This window comes from Enterococcus sp. DIV0170 (assembly GCF_051710765.1).
In the GTDB taxonomy this organism is placed as follows: Bacteria; Bacillota; Bacilli; order Lactobacillales; family Enterococcaceae; genus Enterococcus_A; species Enterococcus_A raffinosus.
The window spans coordinates 1643514-1668642 of sequence record NZ_JBIOLG010000001.1 but is presented as its reverse complement, the minus strand read 5'-3'; the positions used below and the strand labels follow the sequence as shown (position 1 = coordinate 1668642).

21 protein-coding genes and 1 pseudogene are annotated in these 25129 nt (G+C 39.9%); 2 read left to right on the top strand and 20 right to left on the bottom strand.

The window, feature by feature from the left end; all coding sequences use genetic code 11:
* Window positions 1-67: 67 nt before the first annotated feature.
* The 12 genes from pheA to IGI50_RS08030 form a co-directional block, all read right to left on the bottom strand.
* Window positions 68-916, bottom strand: coding sequence for a prephenate dehydratase (gene pheA / locus IGI50_RS08085; RefSeq protein ID WP_218255521.1), 849 nt, complete (start codon window positions 914-916; stop codon window positions 68-70).
* Complete coding sequence (locus tag IGI50_RS08080) at window positions 916-1425, bottom strand: shikimate kinase (protein WP_010744849.1); 510 nt, start codon at window positions 1423-1425, stop codon at window positions 916-918. The genes pheA and IGI50_RS08080 overlap by 1 nt, the downstream gene beginning before the upstream one ends.
* A gap of 66 nt (window positions 1426-1491) precedes the next feature.
* A complete protein-coding gene (gene aroA, locus IGI50_RS08075) occupies window positions 1492-2763 on the bottom strand; it encodes a 3-phosphoshikimate 1-carboxyvinyltransferase (protein ID WP_438776675.1) in 1272 nt (423 codons plus the stop codon).
* A gap of 4 nt (window positions 2764-2767) precedes the next feature.
* Complete coding sequence (locus tag IGI50_RS08070) at window positions 2768-3841, bottom strand: prephenate dehydrogenase (RefSeq protein ID WP_438776674.1); 1074 nt, start codon at window positions 3839-3841, stop codon at window positions 2768-2770.
* A gap of 16 nt (window positions 3842-3857) precedes the next feature.
* On the bottom strand, window positions 3858-5018 hold the full coding sequence (gene aroC, locus IGI50_RS08065; RefSeq protein WP_438776673.1) for a chorismate synthase: 1161 nt from the start codon (window positions 5016-5018) through the stop codon (window positions 3858-3860).
* Window positions 5019-5021: 3 nt separating this feature from the next.
* Entirely contained in the window at window positions 5022-6080 is a 1059-nt protein-coding gene (aroB, locus tag IGI50_RS08060; RefSeq protein WP_438776672.1) for a 3-dehydroquinate synthase, read from the bottom strand.
* Between the two features lie 12 nt (window positions 6081-6092).
* Window positions 6093-7136 (bottom strand): 3-deoxy-7-phosphoheptulonate synthase, encoded by a 1044-nt coding sequence (gene aroF, locus IGI50_RS08055; RefSeq protein WP_010744844.1) that lies wholly within the window; start codon window positions 7134-7136, stop codon window positions 6093-6095.
* Window positions 7137-7157: 21 nt separating this feature from the next.
* The gene (locus tag IGI50_RS08050) at window positions 7158-8036 is read right to left on the bottom strand and encodes a shikimate dehydrogenase (protein WP_438776671.1); all 879 of its coding nucleotides are present in this window, start codon (window positions 8034-8036) and stop codon (window positions 7158-7160) included.
* A gap of 486 nt (window positions 8037-8522) precedes the next feature.
* On the bottom strand, window positions 8523-9305 hold the full coding sequence (locus IGI50_RS08045; protein ID WP_438776670.1) for an ABC transporter ATP-binding protein: 783 nt from the start codon (window positions 9303-9305) through the stop codon (window positions 8523-8525).
* A 4-nt stretch (window positions 9306-9309) separates the two neighbouring features.
* Window positions 9310-10191 (bottom strand): ABC transporter permease, encoded by an 882-nt coding sequence (locus IGI50_RS08040; RefSeq protein ID WP_438776669.1) that lies wholly within the window; start codon window positions 10189-10191, stop codon window positions 9310-9312.
* Window positions 10192-10195: 4 nt separating this feature from the next.
* Window positions 10196-11206 (bottom strand): tryptophan ABC transporter substrate-binding protein, encoded by a 1011-nt coding sequence (gene trpX, locus IGI50_RS08035; protein WP_438776668.1) that lies wholly within the window; start codon window positions 11204-11206, stop codon window positions 10196-10198.
* Between the two features lie 390 nt (window positions 11207-11596).
* Window positions 11597-12157, bottom strand: coding sequence for a hypothetical protein (locus tag IGI50_RS08030; RefSeq protein ID WP_218255506.1), 561 nt, complete (start codon window positions 12155-12157; stop codon window positions 11597-11599).
* Window positions 12158-12331: 174 nt separating this feature from the next.
* Between IGI50_RS08030 and IGI50_RS08025 the strand changes: the two genes are divergently transcribed.
* Both IGI50_RS08025 and efbA read left to right on the top strand, forming a co-directional pair.
* Complete coding sequence (locus IGI50_RS08025) at window positions 12332-13999, top strand: phosphoenolpyruvate carboxykinase (ATP) (protein WP_010744838.1); 1668 nt, start codon at window positions 12332-12334, stop codon at window positions 13997-13999.
* Window positions 14000-14089: 90 nt separating this feature from the next.
* Window positions 14090-15793 (top strand): fibronectin-binding protein EfbA, encoded by a 1704-nt coding sequence (gene efbA / locus IGI50_RS08020; RefSeq protein WP_438776667.1) that lies wholly within the window; start codon window positions 14090-14092, stop codon window positions 15791-15793.
* On the opposite strand, the gene IGI50_RS08015 is transcribed toward efbA, so the two are convergent.
* The 8 genes and pseudogenes from IGI50_RS08015 to pyrF all read right to left on the bottom strand — a co-directional run bounded on the left by IGI50_RS08015 (window position 15790) and on the right by pyrF (window position 25110).
* Window positions 15790-16821, bottom strand: coding sequence for an AI-2E family transporter (locus tag IGI50_RS08015; protein ID WP_438776666.1), 1032 nt, complete (start codon window positions 16819-16821; stop codon window positions 15790-15792). The genes efbA and IGI50_RS08015 overlap by 4 nt on opposite strands.
* Before the next feature lie 430 nt (window positions 16822-17251).
* Complete coding sequence (locus tag IGI50_RS08010; RefSeq protein WP_311854858.1) at window positions 17252-17554, bottom strand: hypothetical protein; 303 nt, start codon at window positions 17552-17554, stop codon at window positions 17252-17254.
* 250 nt (window positions 17555-17804) lie between these two features.
* Window positions 17805-17987, bottom strand: a pseudogene (locus tag IGI50_RS08005) (IS200/IS605 family transposase); the annotation flags it as partial.
* 290 nt (window positions 17988-18277) lie between these two features.
* Entirely contained in the window at window positions 18278-19738 is a 1461-nt protein-coding gene (locus tag IGI50_RS08000; protein ID WP_438776665.1) for a glycoside hydrolase family 1 protein, read from the bottom strand.
* Window positions 19739-19753: 15 nt separating this feature from the next.
* A complete protein-coding gene (locus IGI50_RS07995) occupies window positions 19754-21631 on the bottom strand; it encodes a beta-glucoside-specific PTS transporter subunit IIABC (protein WP_438776664.1) in 1878 nt (625 codons plus the stop codon).
* A gap of 428 nt (window positions 21632-22059) precedes the next feature.
* Entirely contained in the window at window positions 22060-23265 is a 1206-nt protein-coding gene (locus IGI50_RS07990) for a helix-turn-helix domain-containing protein (RefSeq protein WP_438776663.1), read from the bottom strand.
* 501 nt (window positions 23266-23766) lie between these two features.
* Window positions 23767-24393 carry an orotate phosphoribosyltransferase gene (pyrE, locus tag IGI50_RS07985; protein ID WP_438776662.1) on the bottom strand — a complete coding sequence of 209 codons (627 nt, stop codon included), beginning with the start codon at window positions 24391-24393 and terminating at the stop codon, window positions 23767-23769.
* Window positions 24394-25110, bottom strand: coding sequence for an orotidine-5'-phosphate decarboxylase (gene pyrF / locus IGI50_RS07980; protein WP_438776661.1), 717 nt, complete (start codon window positions 25108-25110; stop codon window positions 24394-24396). It abuts the gene before it with no gap.
* Window positions 25111-25129 lie beyond the last annotated feature (19 nt).

Genomic DNA, 25129 nt, shown 5'->3' with positions numbered 1-25129 from the left:
TAATAAAATAGCAAATCATCTGCACTTTGTCTTATTTTTCCCAAAAAAAATTAGAAAACCTTAACTACTAAGATTTTCTAACCTTTGGAAGATATGTTGGATAATCGCCGATCAATGTGACTGCGAAGTTTTTCTCTTTTAATTGAAGCAATACTCTGCTGAGTTTTTCTTCTTCAGGCGTTTCCAAGTCAATAATAAAAAAATATTCTCCTAGCTTTGTCTTTTGTGTGCGAGATTCAATTTTGGTTAAATTAATGCTCTCTGCTGCAAAAATAGCTAAGCATTGATACAATGCGCCCGGATGATCCGAAGCCAAATCAAATAGAAGAGTAGCCTTATTTTTCCCTTGAGGTAAATCTCCTGTTAGGGGTTGTTCCCCGAGTACCCAAAAACGTGTTTCATTTTCACTGATGGATTGAATGTTTTCTTGGACAATCGTTAACCCAAACTGTTCCGCTGCGTCACGGGACCCGATTGCTGCATAGCGCTGGTTCGGATGATCAGCGACCTTTTGAGCTCCTTGTGCTGTAGAACCGATCTGCTCAATGTCTACAGTAGGAAAGTGCTTCATCAGAAATACTTGAGATTGTGCTAAGGCTTGCTGATGGCTACAAATAAGCTCTGTTTTCTCCCAAGTTTCAGCATGCGCAGGATGGACCATTAACTGCTGCTGGATAGGAAGCACGATCTCTGCTTGAATTGTCGGCAGCGTTTGGAAAATTAGGTCAAGAGTCGGTAACACAGAACCTTCAATCGTATTTTCAATGGGAACGACACAATAGTCTAATGCTCCTTTACGTTGCTCTTCCAATAATGCTGTAAGGGATTCATAGGGCAGGAGGACTTCATCATTGAAAAAGTTTCCTGCCGCGCTATAGGTAAATGAGCCCCTAGGTCCCAAATAACCAACTTTCATTATGATGCAACCTCAACCTGCTGAATGATTTCACTAACAATATCCTTTGGCAGTTTTTCTGAAGTATCTACAGTAATTTTGGCAAGTTTTTCGTAAAGCTTTTCTCTTGAAAAGAATAAACGCTTCAAATCTCCATCATCATTTTTAATCGCTAGTGGTCGAACATTCACCTTGTCTTCCCGAATTCTTTTGACCAGTACATTTGCATCTGCTTTTAGATAAACAACTAATTTATCGGACAAAACTTTTTGATTTTCCTTTTGAAGAATCACGCCGCCGCCTGTAGCAATGACAGATTCTTCATTCAACGCTTCCTTTAAAAGATTTGTTTCATGTTCTCGGAAAGAAGCTTCTCCGTGTTCTTCAAAATATTCGCTGATCGGCTGACCGATCCGTTCAACTAAAACATCATCCATGTCTACCACACGGGCATTTAACGTCGTTGCAAGTTCTTTACTAATCGTAGTTTTTCCAGCTCCCATAAAGCCGATCAAGACAATTGATTCCATTAGGCATTCTCCATTCATTTTGAGTACTTTATAATTAAAAACATCAACCTTCATTTTTTACTAAAGCTATATCAATGACGCTAGATCAATAAAAAAGTTTGGATAAGAGATATTAATCGCTTCAGGATTATTGAGTTCTACGGTATCTTCTGTCAATAGAGCGGCGATTTGAAGCATCATACCGATGCGGTGATCCCCATGACTATCAACAGTGCCGCCATGCAATGGTGTTGGGCCATGAATAATTAGGCCATCCTCTGTTGTTTCGATGTTTGCTCCTAATTTGTTTAATTCTTGAGCCGTTGCGTCGATCCGATTGGTTTCCTTTACTTTTAATTCTTCCGCGTCTCGGATGACTGTCGTTCCCTCTGCTTGAGTTGCTGCTAATGCGATTACTGGAAGCTCATCAATCAAACGAGGAATAATTTCTCCCTTAATCTCCACAGCCTTTAACGGTGCTGCTTTGATTTGTAAGTCTGCTGCCTGATTTTGCGAATCAACCGAGCCTTCTTGAATGTCTGCCCCCATTTCTTGTAGCACATCTAAAATTCCTGTTCGTGTAGGATTGATTCCCACGTGCTTCAATTGAAGGTCGCTATCGGCTAACAAAGTAGCAGCGACTAGATAGAAAGCAGCCGACGAAATGTCTCCTGGAACAGTTACTTTCTGCCCGACAAGCTGTTGTCCGCCTGACACAGTAATCGTTTTATCATCTACCGAAATGTTTCCGCTGAATTGTTTGATCATTTCTTCTGTATGATTGCGTGATTTTTCTTTTTCAATAATAGTAGTCAAACCTTCAGCCTGTAATGCTGCGAAAAGAATCGCAGATTTTACTTGTGCACTCGCGATGGGCATTTCGTAGGTGATCGCTGATAATGGACCTCCTTCAATTTCAATCGGAGGAAATTCACTGCCTTGTTCTCCTTGAAGATTGCCCCCCATCATTCTCAAAGGTCCCATGACACGTTCCATCGGTCGACGATTCAAGGATGCATCGCCAGCGATTTTCGAATGAAAAGTTTGGCCGGCCAATATTCCTAAGACCAAGCGCATTGTCGTGCCGGAGTTTCCAGCGTCTAAAATCTGCTGAGGTGCTTGTAGATGCTTAAAGCCTTTTCCTTCAATGCTTATCACTTCGCCGTCATCGTCGATCGTAACACCTAAGGCTTTAAAGACAGCGACGGTGCTCAGACAATCCTCCGCTCTTAAAAAATTATGAACCGTTGTCTTCCCATGACTGATTGCGCCAAACATAATGCTGCGATGTGAAATAGATTTATCTGCTGGTACAGTCAATGTACCACTTAGCCCTGATTTATTTTTCAATAGTTTCATTTGTTCAACTCCTTCTGCGACAACGAAAATCTGCTTCCTCGATTAATAATTGTCCCTTTTCCAGATCTGCTTGATTTTTGAAAGAAAGTTCTAAAACACCGAAGATATCTTCACGTGTTTCTTGAATTTTCAGATTAATGATGGAAATGTCTGCATTACTAATGATCGTCATGACTTTGGCAATTGCCCCAGCGATATCAGGAATATCGATATAAAGGTCATAGAACGCTGGAATTACACCACGATCTTTTGATGGTAAATGATCCCGCGAATGCTTTGCCTGACTAAAGAAGTCATAAATGGCCGGTTGGTCCTCTTGAACCAAGCTTTCTCTGATTTTGGACATTTCCTCTTGCCAGCCGCTGATTAAATCTAATAGGATCGTGCGATTTGTGAGCAAAATATCTGTCCACATCTGTGGATCAGAGGAAGCGATACGTGTAATATCTCGGAACCCGCCTGCTGCGAGCTGAGTGGCGCGAGGATGCTCCTCTGTCAGTTGATCGCTCATTTTTACTAGACCTGATGCGACAATATGCGGTAGATGGCTTAAAACACCAACAATTTCATCATGAGACTCAGGCTCAATCACAACGAACTTCGCTCTGGTCGGTTCCAGTAACGCCATTAGCGGTTCAACGTTTGCCCCTTCAGGCGGTGTCAAAATGTAATAAGCCTCCTCGAAAAGATTTGGATTTCCAGCCTTCACCCCTGACTTATGAGAACCAGCCATCGGATGTCCTCCGATAAAGGTAAATGGCAGGCTTTTCGCTAACTTCATGACTTCATTTTTTGTACTGCCTGTGTCTGTTACGATCACGGTTTCTTTTAGCGGCAAACGTGCCAGCTCGTGCAAATAATGCAAGGTGGATAAAACGGGTACGGCTAAAATAATAATATCCATCTCAGGTGCTCTTTCAATAGAAGCAATTTCATCAACTAATCCAACTTCATTCGCAATTTGCCGAGTCTCTTCCGAATAATCCCAGCCAAACAGCTCAATTGTTGGTTGTTTGATTGCTCTGCAAAGCGAAGCGCCGATTAGACCAAGTCCTAAGACGAACACTTTTTTTCTCATAGACGTCCCCTCTCTCTTAAAAGTTTTTGATTTCCTTTCGGTATTCTGCTACCGCATGTTGTAATTCATCTATGGTATCTGATGAGAATTTTTCTAGAATTTCTTCAGCCAATACAGTTGCGACTACATGCTCCGCAACTACAGAAGCAGCTGGTACCGCAGTGCTATCAGAACGCTCTACACTTGCTTTATAAGGTTCCTTCGTATCAATATCTACACTCATGAGTGGTTTGTATAACGTTGGAATGGGCTTCATGACTCCTCGGACAATAATCTGTTCTCCATTAGTCATTCCGCCTTCAAAGCCGCCAAGATGATTTGTTGTTCGGCTGTAGCCTTCATTCCATACGATTTCATCCATGACCTTGGAGCCTGGTTGATGAGCTGCTTCGAATCCGATACCGAACTCTACCCCTTTGAAAGCATTGATGCTCATCATGATTTGAGCGATCTTTCCATCTAATTTTCGATCCCATTGAACATAGCTGCCTAATCCTGCAGGAACGTTGTCTGTTCGCACTTCAACGACACCACCAATGGTATCTCCTGCCTTTTTCGTTTGGTCAATCAATGCCTTGACCGATTCCTCTACTGATTCATCGACCATATTGACTTCTGAAGCAGCTGTTTTTGCTTTGATCTCGTCAACACTTAATTCTGTAGGAATGGCAGCTTCAATCCCACCTAAAATAGCTACGTGACTGGCGATCTCGATATCTACTGCCGCTAGAATTTGCTTAGCAAGGGCGCCAATCGCTACTCGCATCGTTGTTTCACGAGCGGATGAGCGTTCTAGCACATTTCTTAAGTCACTGTGATGGTATTTCATTCCGCCAACAAGGTCCGCGTGTCCTGGTCGTGGTTTTGAGACCCGACGTAATTTTTCTTCTTTTTCAGCCACTGGCTCAACAGACATAACCTTCTGCCAATTTTTCCAATCACGATTTTCAACGGTCATGGTAATTGGAGAACCTAATGTCTTGCCGTGACGGACCCCAGATGTGATCCGAACTTGGTCTTTTTCGATCTTCATTCGCCCGCCGCGTCCATACCCGCCTTGCCTTCTAGCTAATTCTTGGTTTATTGCTTCAACAGAAAGTGCTAGTCCTGCTGGAACACCTTCGATGATCGTAGTTAATTCTGGTCCATGAGATTCTCCAGCTGTTAAGTAACGCATAAACTACTTCCCTTCTATTAGATACTCTTTAAATTCTGTTAGTTTTATTTTTTGGATGTACGCTTTTCCTATCTCTTTTAGCAATACGATATTCAAGCTGTCCCCTCGTGCCTTCTTATCATGAGTGATGGCTGTATAGAACTTCTCAGCATCCCAAGGCTGATAGGCAACCGGTAATTGATACTTTCGATTCATAGCAATAATTTGGTCTGTAATACCGGTAGGAGAAAGGTTCTTTTCCTCAGCGGTTTCTAAAATTTTAACCATTCCGATTGCTACCGCTTCGCCATGACTGATTTCTCCATATCCTGCGGTGTTTTCAATCGCATGACCAATTGTATGACCAAAGTTCAGCAACAATCGAGAGCCATTATCAAATTCGTCTTCTTCTACAACAGTCTTCTTAACGTTCAATGCTTTAAGAATGATGGCTTCACTATGAATGAGAAGGTCTTGGATTCCTGTTAGTTCTTCAAGATCTTTCCATAATGAAGCATCACTGATCGCCCCACATTTTATAATTTCTGCTATCCCTTCACGTACGCGAAGCTCAGGCAAAGTGGTCAATGTTTCTGGATCAATCAATACACCGTCCGGCTGAGCAAAGGTACCGATCATATTTTTTGCTTTGCTTGAGTTAACCGCCGTTTTACCACCAATACTAGAATCTACCTGTGCCAATAACGAAGTAGGTATTTGGACAAAGGCGATTCCTCGCATGTAAGTGGAGGCGACAAAGCTAGCTAAATCACCAACAACACCTCCACCTAGTGCGATCACCGCATCGCTGCGAGTAAACTGTTCATCAGCTAGAAATTCATAAAGTTTGTTTGCCATATCCAACGATTTACTGCTCTCTCCAGCTGGTACAGCATAATGACAGACTTCATAGTTCTTTAACTGCTGAAGGATTTTTTCACCATAAATAGGAAAAACATGTTCGTCACTAATAATTGCAATCTTTTTATTTTTCCAAAGAGAGGCGATCCAGTCGCCGACTGAATCTAACCCATGACGCTTGACGATAATCTCATAACTTTTTTCCGGTAAAACTATCTCCATCAATGGTTCCCCCTATTTAATAAGTGAAGGTTCTTTGGTTAAATCTTTGATTTTTTGCATTGCTTCTACTAGTATCTCTACTTCGCTCATCATCGTTAAGTAATTCTTCTCATTTAATGATTGTTCACCGTCAGACCAAGCATGTAATGGGTCTGGATGAATCTCTACGATCATCCCATCTGCCCCACTGGCAACGCCTGCACGAGCCATTGGTGCAACAAGATCCCAAACACCTGTACCATGACTTGGATCAACAATGATCGGGAAATGACTCAATTTTTTAATCAAAGGAACCGCACTTAAATCAAATGTATTCCGTGTTGCTGTTTCGTATGTTCGAATCCCACGTTCGATGAAAATAATTTTTGAGTTTCCTTGAACAGCGATGTATTCCGCAGCGTTCAACCATTCTTGAATGGTTCCTGAAATCCCGCGTTTTAAGCCGATTGGTTTGCCGGTTTTTCCGACTGCCTCTAACAAACGGAAGTTTTGCATATTGCGAGCACCGATTTGAATGATATCTGCGTATTGGCAAACAACATCAATATGTGCTTCATCCATAACCTCTGTGATGACTTTTAATCCATGAGCATCAGCGGCTTTACGCATAATCTTCAAGCCTTCTTCTCCTAAGCCTTGGAAAGCGTATGGAGAAGTCCGAGGTTTGTAAGCACCGCCCCGCAGGATTTTTGCCCCACCGGCTTTTGCCATGCGAGCTGTTTCCATGATTTGTTCTTCACCTTCAACGGAACAAGGGCCTGCCATTGTTACAAAACTACCGTCACCGATTTTCACTCCATCAACGTCTACTACTGTATCTTGAGGGTGAAATTCTCTTGAAGTGAGCTTGTAGGTGTTCGAAATAGCGACGGCCCGTTCAACGACACTGTATGCTTGAAACGGAACATTTTGAATAATCTTTGGATCTCCTAGCAGCCCCAATACTAGACGGTCTTTTCCGTGATTGATTTGTACACCTAATCCTTCTTCTTTAATACGGGATAAAATAGGAGATAATTCTGCTTCTTGAATACCTTTTTTTATAATTAAGATCATAGTAATAACTTCCTTCACTTTTTATTTTTTGATTGTTTCTTCCAATAACGGTTGGATTTGTTCAACAGGCATTTCCTTGCCTGTCCATAATTTGAAAGCGGCGGCTCCTTGATACAACAGCATCCCTAAACCATTCACTGCTTTTGCACCGGTGGCCTTCGCAGCTTTTAATAACTGGGTTTCAGCTGGATGATAAATGACATCAAAAACTGGCAGGTCTTTTCTTAATAATGACGGATCGGGCAACGGCATTTGCTCTGTCTTCGGTGCCATCCCAATATTCGTCGCATTGATCAATAGATTGCTTGCGGCTAATGATTCACTTAATTGTTTTTCATCGGCTAAATCATGCAGTTGGATCTGACAGTGGGTCTCCTCCGCTATCATCGCCAATTTCGGCTCAATTTTTTGATAGAAGTCATCTTTAATGTTAAAAACATCAATGGCCTCTACCCCATCAATCGCGGCTTGTGTGATAATTGCTGTTGCGGCTCCACCAGCTCCGAGAATCGTCATTCTCTTGCCGATGATCTCTATCCCGTTTTGTTTCAAGCTTTCCATACAGCCGATACCGTCTGTGATATGACCAATTAATTTGCCGTTTTGATTCACAATGGTATTGATCGCTCCAATCAATCGTGCGGCTTGGCTTAACTCATCGACGTACTTGACTGCTTCCATCTTGTGAGGCATCGATAAATTGATTCCCAGCATGTCAAGATCGCGAATGGCTTGAATGCTTTGGCCAAGTCGTTCTGGCTGAACATCAAAGCTCAAATAGACTGCGTCAACCCCCGTTGCTTGGAACGCTGTTGTATGCATCATTGGTGAAAAGCTATGTCTTGCTGGTAATGCATACAAACCGGCTAACCGCGTTCTTCCTGAAATTTCATTTTCCATCTTCCCTCACTCCTATTCCTAAATAATTTTTTTGACGTAAACACGTTACCGATCGTCCTTCGAATACGATTCCTTTACTCTGTTAAAAGAGAAAGTGTTCCTCGTATCCTTCATAATAAAGATTGTTTAACCTTCAATCAGCGATTTTAAAAAACGAAAAAGGCCCACTGTAGAAAATCTACAATGCGCCTAGTCTCCCATAAAAGATACCAAAGAAAAAGCCACTATAGATTTTCATCTATGTGGCGTTAAGTCGAACTTAAAATCCTTAGCCATCATAGATACAAACTTGTTGTCGTTTGCATCCATGAATCATGAATACAAACCTATCTAAAATAGCTAAAGTAATAATTATTCAGTTGTGTGTGCGTACTCTTATTCGTATTCATAAAAATCGCTCCAAACTGATTTAAGATTGAACTTAGTATAGATTTGTTTTTCTAATAAGTCAACCCATTATTTTAATTTTCTGTAAAAAAATTTTATTTACATTACTTCAGCTACTGTCTCGCTCTCTTCAAATAGCAGGAATAAATCTGCCAACGTCATTCGTTTTTTCTCTTCCCCATGAATATCTTTAATGATCTCTCCCTTTTTCATCACGATCACGCGATCGCCGTAATGTAGAGCATCCTCCATTTTATGGGTGACCATTAAACAGGTGAGGTTTTCTTCTTTGATTCGTTGGTCTGTCAGCTGCATCAATTGTTTAGCTGTTTTAGGATCAAGCGCAGCTGTATGTTCATCTAATAGTAATAAGTCCGGTTTTGTGATCGTCGCCATCAGTAAGCTTAAGGCTTGCCGTTGACCACCAGAAAGAAATCCCGTTGGTGTATCTAAATGGTTTTCTAGTCCATTCCCAACTAATTTACACAATTCGCGATACATGTCTTTCTTTTGATTCAATTGTCGCTGACGTAAGCGTCTTTTTTGTCCGCGTTTTTCAGCTAAACCTAGATTTTCTGCGACTGTTAAGCGTGGTGCCGTCCCCATCTTAGGGTCCTGGAACACGCGAGAAATCGAGGTAGCTCGTTGTTCTTCTGAAAGCTTAGTCAAATCTTTCCCCATAACAGAAACCGTTCCGCTATCTAATTGCAGGCTACCAGAAATACTATTGAAAAGGGTACTTTTCCCAGCGCCATTTCCGCCTAAAATCGTAACAAACTCACCCGGGGCAATCGACAAGTCCACATTGTTTAGAATTTTTCGTTTATCGTTTACACCGTTACTAATTGTTTTGCTGGCTTTTTTTACCTCTAATGCATTCATCCGATCACTCCTCCTTCTCCAAGCCGGTTTTTAAATTCAATGTTTCTTTTAAACGCGGGATCATCAAACACAAAGCCAAAATGATTGAAGAGAAAATCTTCAAGTACGTAGTATCTAATCCAGCTTTGATAATGATCAAGATCAATAGTTGATAAATAATACTTCCTAAAACAATAGCCACTAATCGTTCAATAAATGTGACTTCGCCGTATAGAACTTCACCGATGATGATCGAAGCTAATCCGATAACGATCACCCCGACACCTTTTCCAATATCCGCATAGCCGTCATTTTGAGCAATAAGTGCTCCTGAAAGTGCAATGACACCATTTGATAGGGTTAAACCGATCACTTTCATGCGATCCGTATTGATACCGATGGAACGAGCCATGTTTTCGTTATCACCGGTGGCGATGTAGGCTTGCCCGAAATCTGTAAAGAAGAAGAACAATAACAAAGCAACGATGAACACAATTGCGATCAAACCTAACAGAACAACATCAAAATGGTCGGGTAAATTTAAATTGGTAAAAAAATCTTGAATCTTCGGCTGTTTTAAAAGAGACAAGTTCGGTGTCTGCATGATAAACAGCATAACTGAGTTCAATCCAGACATCACTAGAATTCCAGCTAAAATGACCGGGATTTTCCCTTTTGTATACAGCATACCGGTAACAAATCCGGCACACATTCCAGCAACGATCCCTAAAAGAGTTGCGAGAATGGGAGACACACCATTCGTGATCGCGGTCACGCAAACAGCACCGCCTAATGGAAATGATCCCTCAGTTGTCATATCTGGGAAATTTAAAATTCGGTAGGTCATAAAAATGCCTAAACCTAAAATTCCCCATAAAAATCCTTGTCCTATCGCTGAAATTACCATTTGTCTACTCCCCTTTAACTACTTCTGCTTGTTCTTTGATTTTCTCTGGAATCGTAATTCCTAATTCTTTTGCTTTGTCTTCATTAATGATCATGTCTCCATAATCAATCACATTCACTGGTGTATCGGCTGGTTTTGCTTTGCCGCTTAAAACATCTGCGGCCATTTTTCCAGTTTCCACTCCTAAGTCAAATTGATTTTGTCCTACTGTCGCGATACCGCCTTCTTTTGCCATATTGTCCACCGAAACAAAGACAGGTTTTTTCGCTTTATCGGATTCATTGATCAAAGTCTGGAAGGCACTAGCGATCGTGTTGTCTTGTGGAATATAAAGATAGTCAGTTTCTTGGCAAGCCTGTTGTGTAATCTGTGCAATATCATTGCTTGAACTGATCGCATATTTTTTTACCGTCAATCCGTCTTTTGTTGCACGTTTTTCCGCCCGTTCAATTTGTGACTTAGAATTTTCTTCAGAAGATGAATAAATCATCCCGACTGTTTTAGCATCGGGGAACATTTCTTTTGCCATATCCAACTGTTGATCTACTGGAGTTAAATTGTTAACCCCTGTCACATTGCCGCCTGGATTCTTTAAATCGGTGACTAATCCAGCACCAATCGGGTCACTGATTGCTCCCATAATGATCGGTTTATCACTGGTTGCATTTGCTAGTGCTTTTGCGGCCGGTGTTGCGATACCAACTAGGACGTCAGAATTCTTTTCTAATAGCTGCTGACTCATGCTGTTCAACTTGCTTTGATCGCCTTGACCGTTTAAAAATTCGATTTTGATGTTCTTACCGTCTTCATAGCCTTCTTCCTTTAGTCCTTCAATCACGCCATCCTTGATTTGATCAAGAGATGGATGACTGATAAATTGCAGGATGCCTACTGTCTGCATTTCTTCTTTTTCTTCACTCACATTCGTCTGGCGCGACCCCATTTGATAAGCGAATACTCCGATTAATACGACAGCTAATGCGATAATTGATCCAATAATTCCTTTATTTTTCATTCTTTATTCCTCCGATTTTTTGTTTTTTGTTCGTAAATGGTAATACTGCGAAGAGCAGAAATGACAAAAAAGACAACTACCCAAAAGTCCACGGTAGTTGTCTTAGAAAAAACAAAAACCGCATAGATGGTCTCTATGCGGGAATAAGCATCAGAAAATATCCAGCATAGATACAAAATTTAGAAGTTGTCTAAACGTTGTATCTATGAGTGAATTCATAAATACAACTTATCTACGCCAGTTTTGCCAGCTATTCAATTGATTAGATAAGTTTGCGTGTCTCATGAATGTCACTCCTTTTTTTATGTTGAGGTTAGTTTATCGGAAATAAAAACAGCTGTCAACTCTTTTTATTAAAAAAAGCTCATTTATTTTATTCGAATTCTCATTTTATTTTTTAAGATCCCACATAGGTAATCGATTCAATTCTGGGATAAACTCATTGTTTAAGTCTTTTAAGCTTTCAACGACAAAGCGATTTTTCTCTTTGCCATTATGGAAAAAAATAAACGTGACTTGACGTGGGTCCAACTGATAGTTCTTGGCAATGGTTTCACTGTCATACACAATTGGGTAATAATAGAATTTGCGATTTAGCATGGTCTGTTGAGTTGGGTCATCAAGAACTGTCATAACATTTTCAAAAGAAGTTCCCTTTGGTTGACTGAACATGATGGAGATCGCTTTGGTATCCTTGATTTTCTGATCAACGGTTTGGTAGTTTAACGGAATCAAGTGATCTGACTTCAAAGAATCAAAGACCAATTCGTCTAATTGATCTTGTCGAATCGTTTTTTGAGCAAAGGCTGCAGAGGCAGAAAAAATGAGCGCAAAAATAACCAAGCTTATGGCGATCATTAAGGAACGACGCTCATTTTCTGAAACAATAATGATAAATTTACGCCAAAAAGTAAGTATTTTATCTTTAGTTTTTGCTAAAAATCGGTCCATGAGTCGCCCTCCTTGCTTATCATTATATTATTTTTCTCTTAAAACCGCTACCATCAAGGACAGATTTTGTTTTTTTCTTTCCTCGATCAGATTTTTCGTGTTCTATATTGGATTGTTAGCGTTTTATTTTAATGCTATTATAATAATGACAACTTAAATTGAGGAGGTTTTTTGATGAGCAGTATTGAACATTTTTCACGTAAAGAGATCACGAAAAGTAATCGTCTATTTTCCAGTATTCGCAGTGTCATCGAGACAGCGTTTTATGGGAATAATGTCACACGTATTCGCCATCTTACAGATGCGTATGCGCTAGCAAAATCAAGCCCAGGAACTATCACTACCGATCTTGATGTCGCTTATACGAGTAGATTGCAGCTGCCGACTGATGCAAAAGTTCTTGTGACAAATGACGGTAAAATTGTTGGACGAACGGCTGCAGCGCGTCGTATTATTGGTCAGCAGGGAATCGATAATGCCTTTTACAGTGAATTGCTGAGAGAAGCCGTCTTCAAAGCACGTTCGAAAAAGTTTTATTCTGGCGAAGTCATTGTGGGGCTGGATGAAGAATTCACTGTTAAATCACATCTAATGGTTCCGGCTGATTATAGTCCTAACCTCTACTCTTATTTACTGAATTTTCAAATTGGTGATGCTAAGCATCTGTTCTATCAACAATCTGATGAGATTCATACAGGAGATATTTTTATCTTTGCTGATCCAGATTGGGAGCATCCTGATTTTCCCGATGGCGTGGTTGTTATTGACCCTCTCCATAATTGCGCTGGAGTGCTAGGGTTACGCTATTTTGGAGAATTGAAAAAAGCGACTTTGACCTTAGCTTGGGCAACCGCTCATCGAAATGGTTTTATCGCCTGTCATGGCGGTATGAAGCAATATTTGCTAGAGGATAAAAAATATACGATGGCGGCATTTGGCTTGTCAGGTTCTGGTAAGTCTACCATCACACTAGCAAAACCTAAAAATAAAGGTGAAGTACATGTTCTTCACGATGATGCTTTTGTCATTTCGAAAAAGAAAGGTTCAACGACTGCTTTGGAGCCAGCCTATTTTGATAAGACTCAAGATTATCCAATGACAAGCGAACAAATAAAATATATCGTAACAGCACAGAATGTTGGCGTTACCTTAGACGAACAAAACAAGAAGGTTCTAGTCACAGAAGATATTCGCAATGGGAATGGCCGCAGTATAAAAAGTCGGTATGCTACACCGAATCGGGTCGATCATATCGCTGAAAAGGTAGACGGCCTTTTCTGGATCATGAAGGATGATAGTCTGCCGCCAGTAATAAAAATTGAAGATCCTTCCCTTGCGGCTGTTTTTGGTGCGACCCTTGCCACGAAACGTTCAACGGCTGAAAATGTTGTTGGTGAAGTTACGGATCAATTAGTGATTGAACCGTTTGCCAACCCTTTCCGCTGCTATCCGTTGCAGGAAGATTATCAAGACTTTAAGGACTTGTTCCAAAAACAAAAAACAGCTTGCTTTATTTTAAATACTGGTGATTTTAAAGGAAGGAAAGTGACACCGGATGAAACCCTCGGCAGTATCGAAAAAATCGTTGATGGAACTGCGGAATTTAAGCCATTCGGCCCTCTGAAAAAAATCAGCTATTTGCCAGTCAAAAAACATGAGCCAGATTTTAACAGCCATCATTACTTGATTCATTTAATGACAAGGCTTGAGACGAGACTCGCCTTTGTTCAATCTCGTAAGACCTATCAGGGTGGCTATGATCGTTTGCCTAATGAAGCAGAACAACTGCTCCTTCAGCTACTTGACGAACTTCATAGTTATAAGGAATCAATAAGCGTTTAAGAGAACAGGGATTACGCCAATGACTTATTTGGTCATTGGCGTTTTTTTGTTTATAATAGATATATTATGAATAGAAATGAGGGATAAAAAATGTCCTTTGATGGAGTTTTTACCCACGCAATGGTCCGAGAGCTGAAAGAACAGCTTGTTTCAGGAAGAATCTCCAAGATTCACCAGCCCTATGAAAATGAAGTTGTCCTAGTGATTCGTGCACGAGGAAAGAATCGACGCTTATTACTTTCAGCCCACCCTAGCTATGCACGTATCCAATTGACAGAGATTGCTTATACGAATCCCGACAATCCACCCAATTTCGTTATGATGCTACGGAAGCATTTGGAAGGAGCAATTTTAGAAGATATTCATCAGGTTGATAACGACCGCGTGGTTCATTTTACTTTTAGTAAGCGAGATGAATTAGGTGACTTGCAAAACATCGTCCTCATTGTAGAATTGATGGGACGTCATTCAACCATCGTCTTACTAAACAAACAAACTGGCAAAATTTTAGATGCGATCAAACATATTGGGCATTCCCAAAATACTTATCGTTCCATTCTGCCTGGCAGTGAATACGTTGAACCGCCTAAACAAGAGCAACTAAATCCTTTCCATGCGTCTAAGGAACAGGTCTTCACCCTTCTGTCTACAGCAGAAACACTGGATAGTCGATATTTACAGCAGAATTTTCAAGGTCTGGGCAGAGATACCGCAGAGGAATTGATCTATCAATTTTCCGAAAGACCTAATGAAAAAATGGCGGTATGGGAGACTTTTTGGCTGAAAATTCAAAAAGAGATTCAGCCGACGTTAGGTGTGAAAAATAACAAAGAATTCTTTGCCCCTCTAGTCTTTGAAACGTTTGATAAAACGGAAACATTCTCTAGTTTGAGTGAGTTGCTCGATGCCTTTTATGGAGAAAAAGCGGAAAAAGATCGGGTTAAACAGCTAGGAAATGATCTGATTCGTAAAGTAGATAATGAAATCAAGCGCAATCAGACCAAACTCGCAAAACGTGAAAAAACGCTGAAGGATTCTGAAAATGCCGAAGAATTTCGTCGTGACGGGGAATTACTGACCACCTTCATGGCACAGGTACCACGAGGTGCTGAAAGTGTTGAGTTAGAAAACTATTATGAAGAGAACACACCCATTACGATTAAGCTGAATCCAGCATTAACACCGAACCAAAATGCGCAGAAATACTTCCAAAAATATCAAAAGTTGAAAAACGCAGTCAAACTAATCTACGATCAAATCGTGGAAGCAAAAGATGAGATCGCCTATTTAGAGACTGTCCTTTCTCAGTTAGAAATTGCTGGTCCGATGGATATCGAGGTTATCAAGGAAGAACTTGTCGCCAGCGGCTACCTGAAGAAAAAACGCAGTAAGAAAAATCGGAAGCAAGCCCCTTCCAAACCTGAACGCTTCATTGCCAGTGACGGAACAGAAATATTAGTAGGAAAAAATAACCTTCAAAATGATCAACTAACGTTAAAACAAGCACGTAAAACCGATATTTGGCTTCATGCAAAAAATATTCCAGGCTCTCATGTCATTGTAAAAAGTGAGAATCCTAGTGAAGAAACCCTGCTAGAGGCTGCTGAGTTAGCCGCTTATTTTTCCAAATTCCGGCAATCTGCGCAAGTACCGGTGGATTATGTCGCAGTAAAGTATGTTCATAAGCCGAATGGCGCAAAACCAGGGTTTGTCATCTATGAAAATCAAAAAACATTGTTCGTTACACCAGAGGAAGCAGTCGTTGAGCAATTACGAAAAAACGGAACAGCCTAGCTAGGCTGCTCCGTTTTCTTTGTTTTCTTCGTTGTAATTTTTACCCCTAAAATCTCTAGGAAAAAATTGAAAATCGGAATACCGACGATCAATCCCCAAACACCTAAAAATTTTTCACTGAACAATAAAATAACGAATGTATAGAATATTGGTAACTTCGTCCGGCTGGACATAAACTTCGGATTCAAAATATACGCTTCAATACAATGCACTACAACAATTAGGAGCAGTACATAGATGACTGTCTGGAGACCACCTGATGAATAGGCAATCAACGTTAGCGGAATACAAGAGAAAATTACTCCTGCGACTGGAATCAGACTCAAAAAGAAAATCATAATAGCCAGCGTAGGCAATTGAGTGAACCCAATTAATCCAAGTCCTATGGTCGTAATAACTGTGTTCACTATTGCAATCAATAATTGAACCTCTACGACAACACCAAACGTTTCAACGAATACCTTCGCAAAGTAATACAAGTCTTGGAAAAACCAAGCGTACTCACTACTCAAAAAGTTTCTTGAAAATAGAATTGTTTTCTCCTTTTCCACCATAAAAAAGAAGCTCAAGATGAAGGACATGATAAAGGCAATCGCTAAACGACCAACATTTTGCAATTGTTCAAGTAGAATCCCTGCACCGCTTTCTACCTTATCTTGCCAATTATGATTCTTGAAGTAATTTGAGATAAAGTTGGTTACGACATCTGAATTAAATTCCTTATGCTGATAAAAATGTACGATGGAATTATAGGTTGATACGACTTGATCGATCAGGATTGTCGAGTATTTAGAAACCAATAAATACAATAGCCACAGCTCAATCAAGTAAAGCACTGTAGCCAGTAAGAAAGTTGGTGCTTTGATGTAGCGCTGAATAAATTTGACAATTTTTACGGAGATCAAGGTGAAAATGAATGTCAGTAAAATGGGCGTCATAAAGTCCCTGACTAAAAACAATACTAAGATCACTAACGCCAGTACTGTGAACCTGCGCAATCGGGTGTTGTTTAAAAATTTTTCATACATTAGATACCCTCTTATTCTTAATGATATATTTAGTTTCATAAGAAAAAATCGATCTGATATCTTTTCAGAAACTACTGAAAATAATATACCATTAAACTTCATTTTCGGCTTCTAATATACTTAGAGAAGAGGCTTTCGTAAAACAGTGTTCTGTAAGAGGTGTAAAAGTCTACGAATGCACAAGTAACCATCCACCTATTTTCACGGGTGGATGGTTAGTAAATTTGAAACTCCATACAGGATTTGTTTCTTCTGTGTCCAATCATCTGAGTTATCACAAATTCATTCAAAAGTGTTTACTCCATTCACTATCTACTTCTACTCACTTCTGTCTTAACTTGATCTATTTCATTCTGAATCATCTATTCTCTTGAAATCATCTTTTAGCCTAGATTACGAAAAAGGAGCAGCTACACCTATGAAGACTTGTTTAAATGTCATTCATCAAAAATTTGTCAATATATACCTTCATCTTTTCGTAATCCTTTTGATAAAATAACGTTGCCGGTACTTTAATCATTGGAATATTTTCCTCATTTTCAAATGGCGGACAAGGGTCAGGGACCACTAAATAATCAACAGCCTCTTTGTCCTTAAGGTAGTTAATGGAAACATCATAATCCTCAGAGAAAAACTCTTTCAATTCATTGTAGGTCCGATAGATTGGAAAAGGAAATATCGACATATAATTGACACCCATACTAACAGTTAATACAAAACATAATTTTTTCATGGTGCACCTCCTGTTAAATATAATGATAAATCAATGATTGTTGAGTTGTAAACGCTTAGATAGATTGTGAAAGAAAAATTTTATAGTTTGAATTTATAGACTACGGAACCCCATCCACTCACTCCCGCGAGTGAAACTGACTGAAAAGACAAATCATAGCCTCCACTACCGGCCATAGCCTAAAAGGCTTTCTGAAAGACCGCCCTCTCGTACCACCTTTACTCGCGGATTCTTTAAGAAACTCTACCCACTTTTTCTTGTTTTTCTTTCCTGTGAGCGGATCATATTCTTCAAATAAGGTTAGTGGATCTGCTGCGTAATCATCTTGAAGCTGATTACGAATATATTCAGCTATCTTCCCCTTGTTTCGTCCTACCGTATCCACATAGTATCCTTTACACCAAGATTTTCTATTCCCATAGCAGGATTTTAATTCTGTATAATACAATGTGATACTTACATCTCCATTTCGTATGTGCTAAACTTTCATTATCCTTTTTCATAAGGGGTACCTCCTAATTTTGATTGTGATGCGGTCGGGAAACCATCATCATTCTATCAATTTTGGGAGGTCTTTTTAATACCACACTGGAAGCTCCCCGGAACCACTCGCAGAGCAAGTGATTTTCAAAACATACAAACAAATCCTGCTTGTCGGGGGTGTCTTACTTCCCTAAACAAGCAGGATTGATCGAAATTCCTGACTTAAGTTTTCACGATTGGTTACTCTAAGTTTTCGCCGTTCGTTGAAATCACTTTTTTGTACCAATAAAATGAGTCTTTCTTCATTCTTGAAAAGTTTCCTGAGCCATCGTCGTGACGATCCACATAGATAAACCCATATCTCTTATGGAACTCTCCTGTCCCTAAAGAAACTAAGTCGATACAGCCCCAAGACGTGTAGCCAATGAGTGGTGCTCCTTCTTCAACGGCTTCTTTCATTGCCGAAATGTGTTCTTTTAGATAATCGATACGGTATTGATCATGGATTTTTCCATCCTTTGTAACGGCATCCACCGCACCGAAACCATTTTCCACGATCATCAGAGGAATGTTTGGATACCTTGAAGCTATCTTTAATAGCGTCCACTTTAAACCTTGCGGATCTATTTGCCAGCCCCAGTCAGATACTTTCAGATATGGATTTTTTACACCCCCTTGCAAATTCCCTTTAATCTTCTCCGCGTCCTTATCTACACTGATACAATTACTCATGTAATAAGAAAAGGTGTACATATCTACCTTACCGGCTTTTAAAATTTTCTTGTCTTCTTCTGTAATATAGGAAAGATTGATTCCTTCCTTCTTCAATTCGGCTAGGCCAACCGGATTATAAATGCCGTTGACTTGAACATCACCACAAAAATCATTAAACATCAAGTCTTTTTTCTGGGCTGCCAATTCATCCAATGGATCACATGTTAACGGATACCAAGTGATATGACAGATCATACATCCAATTATAAAGTCTGAATTGATCTTATGCCCCTCAATTACGGCTCGCGCACTCGCGACAAACTCATTGTGTAAGGCTTCCCATCTTTTTTGAGGAATATCTATCATATCAGATTTATAAATTGGTTCGATCCGCTGCAAATCCTCGTCTTCCACTAAACCAACACCGTTGTACCGACCCTTATCGATTGTTCCAGCATTAATTTCATTGAAAGTGATCCAGTATTTTACCTTATCTTTATACCTTTTAAAGCATGTTTTCGCATATTTCACATAGAGATCAATCGTCTCTCGACTATAAAAGCCACCATATTTTTTGGTAATTTCCCAAGGGATTTCATAATGGCACAGGGTGACTAGCGGCTCGATACCGTATTTTCTGCATTCGTCAAATAGACTGTCGTAAAAAGCCAATCCCGCTTCGTTAGGCTCCTGCTCATCACCATTGGGAAATATTCTCGCCCAATTGATCGACGTGCGAAAACACTTGAAGCCCATCTCTGCAAACAGTTTGATATCTTCTTTATAGCGATGATAAAAATCTATTCCCATGTGTGAAGGGTAGAATCTGTCCCTTAGGATTTTTGAGCAAAAGGTTCTTGGTGTTTTCACATCACCACCTAATAGTAAATCAGCGATGGATAACCCTTTTCCATCCTCTAAATAAGCGCCTTCTGCTTGATTCGCAGCGATAGCTCCACCCCATAAAAAATCTTCACTAAACGACATACGTTGGTTGTCCTCCTATCCTTTCTTTACTTTGATTAGTTCATCTTTGTACGTGACTTCCCCATACTTTTTAACTGATACATCGCCAAAATCGCCAGAATTGGTTATGATTACGGGTGTTTGTGTTTCATAGCCTTCATTTTTCAACAAATCAAGGTCTACCTCTAGCAGCTGCTCCCCCTGTTTCACATAATCACCTTGGCTTACAAAGGATTTAAATCCTCTCCCAGACAAGTTTACAGTATCCATTCCTAGATGGATTAATACTTCAATCCCATTGTCTCCCCTTATTCCGATAGCATGTAATGTCGGGAATAAGGTAGAGATGCTTCCTGATAATGGAGCAACTACTTTTCCCTGCTCTGGAATGATCGCGACTCCTTTCCCAATTGCTCCTTCCGAAAAAACGGCATCACTTACTTGTTCTAGATCAATGACCGTTCCAGTTAGTGGAGACAACAATAGAGAACTCTCTTCAGTGATGTCTGCAGTTGTTACCGTTCCCTTCGTCTCATCCTTCCAGAGAATCATGGTCAAAACAAAACTGATCACCATTGCCACTGCGATTGATAGTAGCGCCATCAGTACACCCGAGATGTCGCCTTCAGGTGAAATGTAATTGACCATCCCGAATACTCCGCCGGCTCCCATGATGTAACGTTTTACACCTAAGACACACATTAATCCCGTTCCGACTGATGCTCCTATCATAGAGGCAATGAATGGTTTTCGAGCAGGCAATGTATACCCATAAATCGATGGCTCTGTGACCCCACATAGACCGGAAACGATAGCCGGGATCGCTAACATTTTTTTCTTCTTATCCTTCATTTTTAAGAACATTGCGAATAAGGCTGCTGTTTGTGCAAAGGCTGCCGGATGAGTGACCATCAATAACGTGTCATAGCCAAGATTCGTGAGATTAATCATAGCAATCGGTACCGCAGACCAATGTAATCCGAAGATAATTAGGACCTGCCAGAAAAATCCTAAGATTACACCCGTAACGATCGGAGAAAAATTGAATAGGTTCGTAAAACCTGCTGACAATAAACTTGTGAAGAGTTCAACTAGTGGACCAATTAATAGAAGCGCGATTGGAATAGAAATGAATAAAACTAAAAATGGCACAAAAAAGTTTTGAATCAGCTCGGGTACATATCTTTTTGCGTATCTTTGTATCACGCTGGCAAATGCTACGACGATCACGACAGGAATTACTGAATTTGTATAATTTGTTGCTACCATCGGAATGTTTAAAAAAGTCGTGTAATAATCTCCGAGGTGCTGAATACTTCCCAGGGCCTTCCCTGCTGATAGCGTTGTCGCTTGTATGCTCGGATAACATAGCGTCGCACCAATCAACATCCCAACAACTGGATTGACATTAAATTTTTTCGCGGCTGAGTATCCAAGCATCACTGGCATAAAATAAAACATTGAATCACCGATGGCGTTCAAAACCATAAATGTTCCGCTTTCGCTGTAGCCAGTTCCAATAATAAAGACCAGTAGTGCATTTAACCCTTTGATAATACCGGCAGCTACCATTGGTCCTAGTATCGGTGCGAAGCAGGCAGAAATAATATCTATAAATTTATTGATAATTCCCTTTGGTGACTCATCATTGACTGCACTAGTTTCAGTAATACCTAAAATCTCGCAGATATCATTGTAGACTAGAGGAACCTTATTTCCTATCACTACTTGGTATTGTCCAGCCGAGTGAACGACTGTTATTACATCATCTATTGCTTTTAAACCCTCATCATCCACTTTACTCTCATCTTTTAGCTTAAAGCGTAAACGTGTCATACAGTGTGTCACACTATTAATGTTATCTTGACCAATCTCGTTGACAATTTTTTGTGCTAATTGTTCATATTTACCCATGATGTCTTCTCCTTCTTTATCTTATCCAAAAAACAACTTCAACAATTTCAATAAAATTTATTTACCGTCCCTCCTATATGTAAGCCCTTTATAGAATTCTATAGTAAGAAATATAGCATAGAGATTTTTAAGAATATTGTATTTTTGTTCTATATATTTCATTATTGTTTTTTCTTTCGATGATTGGTAGCCCGTGCAATTTTAGTGTGGGTTTTATCGTTGTCGCGTGGGATCTTTTTTTGTATCCCCGCTTATTAAAATGCTCATGATTCAGTACTACCATTTTATTCGTCGGTTCATACAATCAGTAAATTGCATTGAATTTTACTGCGTATTCCCTGTAGAACAGACAACAAAAACAGCGAAGGATTCAATACATCCTTCGCTGTTTACACGTTATTCTGATTGATTTCAGTAGCATCTACTTTTCATACAAAATGATTTTTATCTCTGAATTGTCTAGGTGTCAATTCAAAATGATCTTTGAACACTCGTTGAAAATAGCTTTGACTAGAATAGTCCAAATAATTACTGATTTCGCTAATGCTCATATTGGTATATGATAGCAGATTTTTCGCTTCCTCCAGCCTGCATTTGTTGATAAAGGAATTGACACTCATTCCAAACTCTTCTTTAAATTTTGAGGAAAAATAGGCTCTGCTTAGTCCAACTGCTTCAGCCACTTCTGAAACGCTCAGGGCTTTGTTCGTGTTGCTAGTAATATAGTGCATCGCTTGATACATCACTGAAGATTTGCCTAGAGGAATCTTCGCTTCCTGTACACGTTGGGTAAAATCATAAATAATCTTCAGCTGCATCGCGTGAAGATTATTGTAGTCAAAGCTCTTCTCGATTTCTTGGATATAGACATCATGAAGCTGATAAGCCGCTTCAATGTCCATACCGCCCTTAATGGCCGCTCTTGCAGATAAGGCCGTATTTATTATGGCTAAATTCTTTTTTTGTCTGATATTGTTATCCGCTAAAACACCTGTATGTAATGTGACCCGCTTTTTAAACAGCTTCTTCAGTGCGGTGATATTTCCTTCTTGGATATATTGCAGGTATTCTTCTCCATATATATAATAGCTTTTTCTTTGGACGCTTTGTTCCTTCGCTGAAAAATAAGTATCCGTAAATCGCTGAGAAACTGGAATCTCGTACCCTTCTTCGGTCTTCTTCAACAGATCATCCATTTCTACCACCTCTTTGTTACAGGTAAAGTTGATAAAACAGAGAATATTCAGAAATTGCGGAAAAGAATAGATCGGCAGTTGTTGGAAGAAATCGATAAATTCTTTGATAAATATCAAAGAAATATTCTCCTCCTCCATGATTCCTCTGACGGATTCGATCGAATTCGATGTACTCGATACTGGACCAATGATAAGTGAAAAATCTGAATCTATCAGGTTAATAATTCCGTAGTGGACAAATTGCTTCGTGACAATAAAATCAATTTGATCTCTTTTATTTAATAACTCATCTTTATACTTTGTCGCCAATTTGAAACAGGATATGTGCTCCGGGTAGGTACTTAGCCATTTGTTTTTTTCAAATATGTGGATGGGTAAATTCATCGAGCGATTGAAAAGTAAGCAAAATTCCTGCAACTGTGTTAAATGATCCTTCAATGTGTTCCCCCCCTTACTTCCATTATCATTCAGCTTTTATTAATAATTGTTAAAAAAGGTGCGTCTGAACTTCAAACAGCCGCTATCAGGAAAAATTTTTCATCTGCTTTTAGAGTCTCGCAATCAGTCAACTTCTTGAAACCAGAAAATGGAAACTATCAACTTCATTATCTTCCAATTTCATTGGAACAATCAAGACCGAAAAGATTTTTTTGTTCGACAGCAATTTGGCTCGTGAGCTTCTTGCGACAGGATAAACGCGGAAGGAAACAAAAGAAATGTGTGATAGCCCATTGATCCTATCAGCGCGGCAAAAGAGTCTTTACTCATCGATACCTCCCCTTTAGGAAAATCTCACACAAACCTTCATCGATCGTGAAAATGACGTGGAAAATACTAGGTTTCATATTTCTAGTTTATTAGGAAAACAAACAGATGAAAAGCTGTTAAAATATTATACTTCCTTTAAAGTCAAAAAAAGCACCCGAAGATGCTTTTTAGTTAGTTCAACCAGTTTTCTGGATCTTTGCGCCATTTCTTCAATAATTCAAGTTGTTCTTGAGTGATGTATTTTTCTTGAAGCGCACTTTCGATCAAAGTAGAATAATTGGTCAATGTAACCAATGGCATCTCTGCCGCTTCAAAATTATTCTTTCCTTTAGCTAATTCATAAGTGAAGATCGCTGCCACTCCTAGAACATCTGCGCCTTCTCCTTTAGCTGCCGCCGCTGCTTCTAAGACACTTCCACCAGTTGAAATCAAATCTTCAATCACGACCATCTTCTGGCCTTCTTTGATGCGTCCTTCAATCTGATTTCCGCGTCCGTGATCTTTGGCTTTGCTGCGAATATAAACCATTGGTAGATCTAAAATCTCAGCGACCCATGCAGCGTGAGGAATTCCTGCTGTTGCTGTTCCTGCGATTACCTCGACATTTGGAAATTCTTCTTTAATTTTTGCTGCTAACCCTTGAGCGATCGCGCGACGAACTTCTGGATAGCTCATCGTTACACGATTGTCACAGTAAATTGGCGATTTTAGTCCGCTTGCCCATGTAAAAGGTTCATCAGGACTTAAGGACACTGCTTCAATTGATAATAAATCTTTGGCGATTTGTTCTGCAATCATCTATGCTTCACCGTTCCATTCTTTTTTGATTTGTAAATAACTTTGATAAGGATCTTCTGCTTGGGTAATCGGTCTTCCAACAACAATATAATTAGAACCAATCGTTCGCGCTTTTTCAGGTGTCATCACGCGTTTTTGATCCCCCACACTAGCTCCTTGTGGACGAATCCCCGGTGTTAAGCAGATAAAATCATTGTTTGTCGCTTCATGGATTTTTTTTACTTCATGTGCGGAGCAAACAACCCCGTTTAGTCCTGCTTTTTCTGTGCACTTTGCATAATGCAAGACACTTTCTTCTAGGCTAACCGAAATTAGCTGATCCTCATGCATTTGCTCTTCACTAGTTGAAGTCAACTGCGTCACTGCGATCAATTCCGGTACGTTTTGATTTTCTTTTGTTCCCTCGATCAAGCCCTGCTTAGCCGCCTGCATCATTTCTATGCCGCCAGCCGCATGAACATTCGTGATTTTTACCCCCATTTTTGCGATTCCGCGCATCGCTTTTTGTACAGTGTTAGGGATATCATGAAGCTTCAAATCAAGGAAGATATCATGTCCCTGCAGACGTAAAAATTTAACGATTGCTGGACCTTCTTGATAGAAAAGCTCCATGCCGATTTTTACGAATAATTTTTCGTCAAGCGGAAAGTGAGTCAAGAATTTCTCGATTTCCTGCTTCGAAGCAAAGTCAAAAGCGATAATCGGTCGTTGTTCCATCAGAACCCTCCCTTTCTCA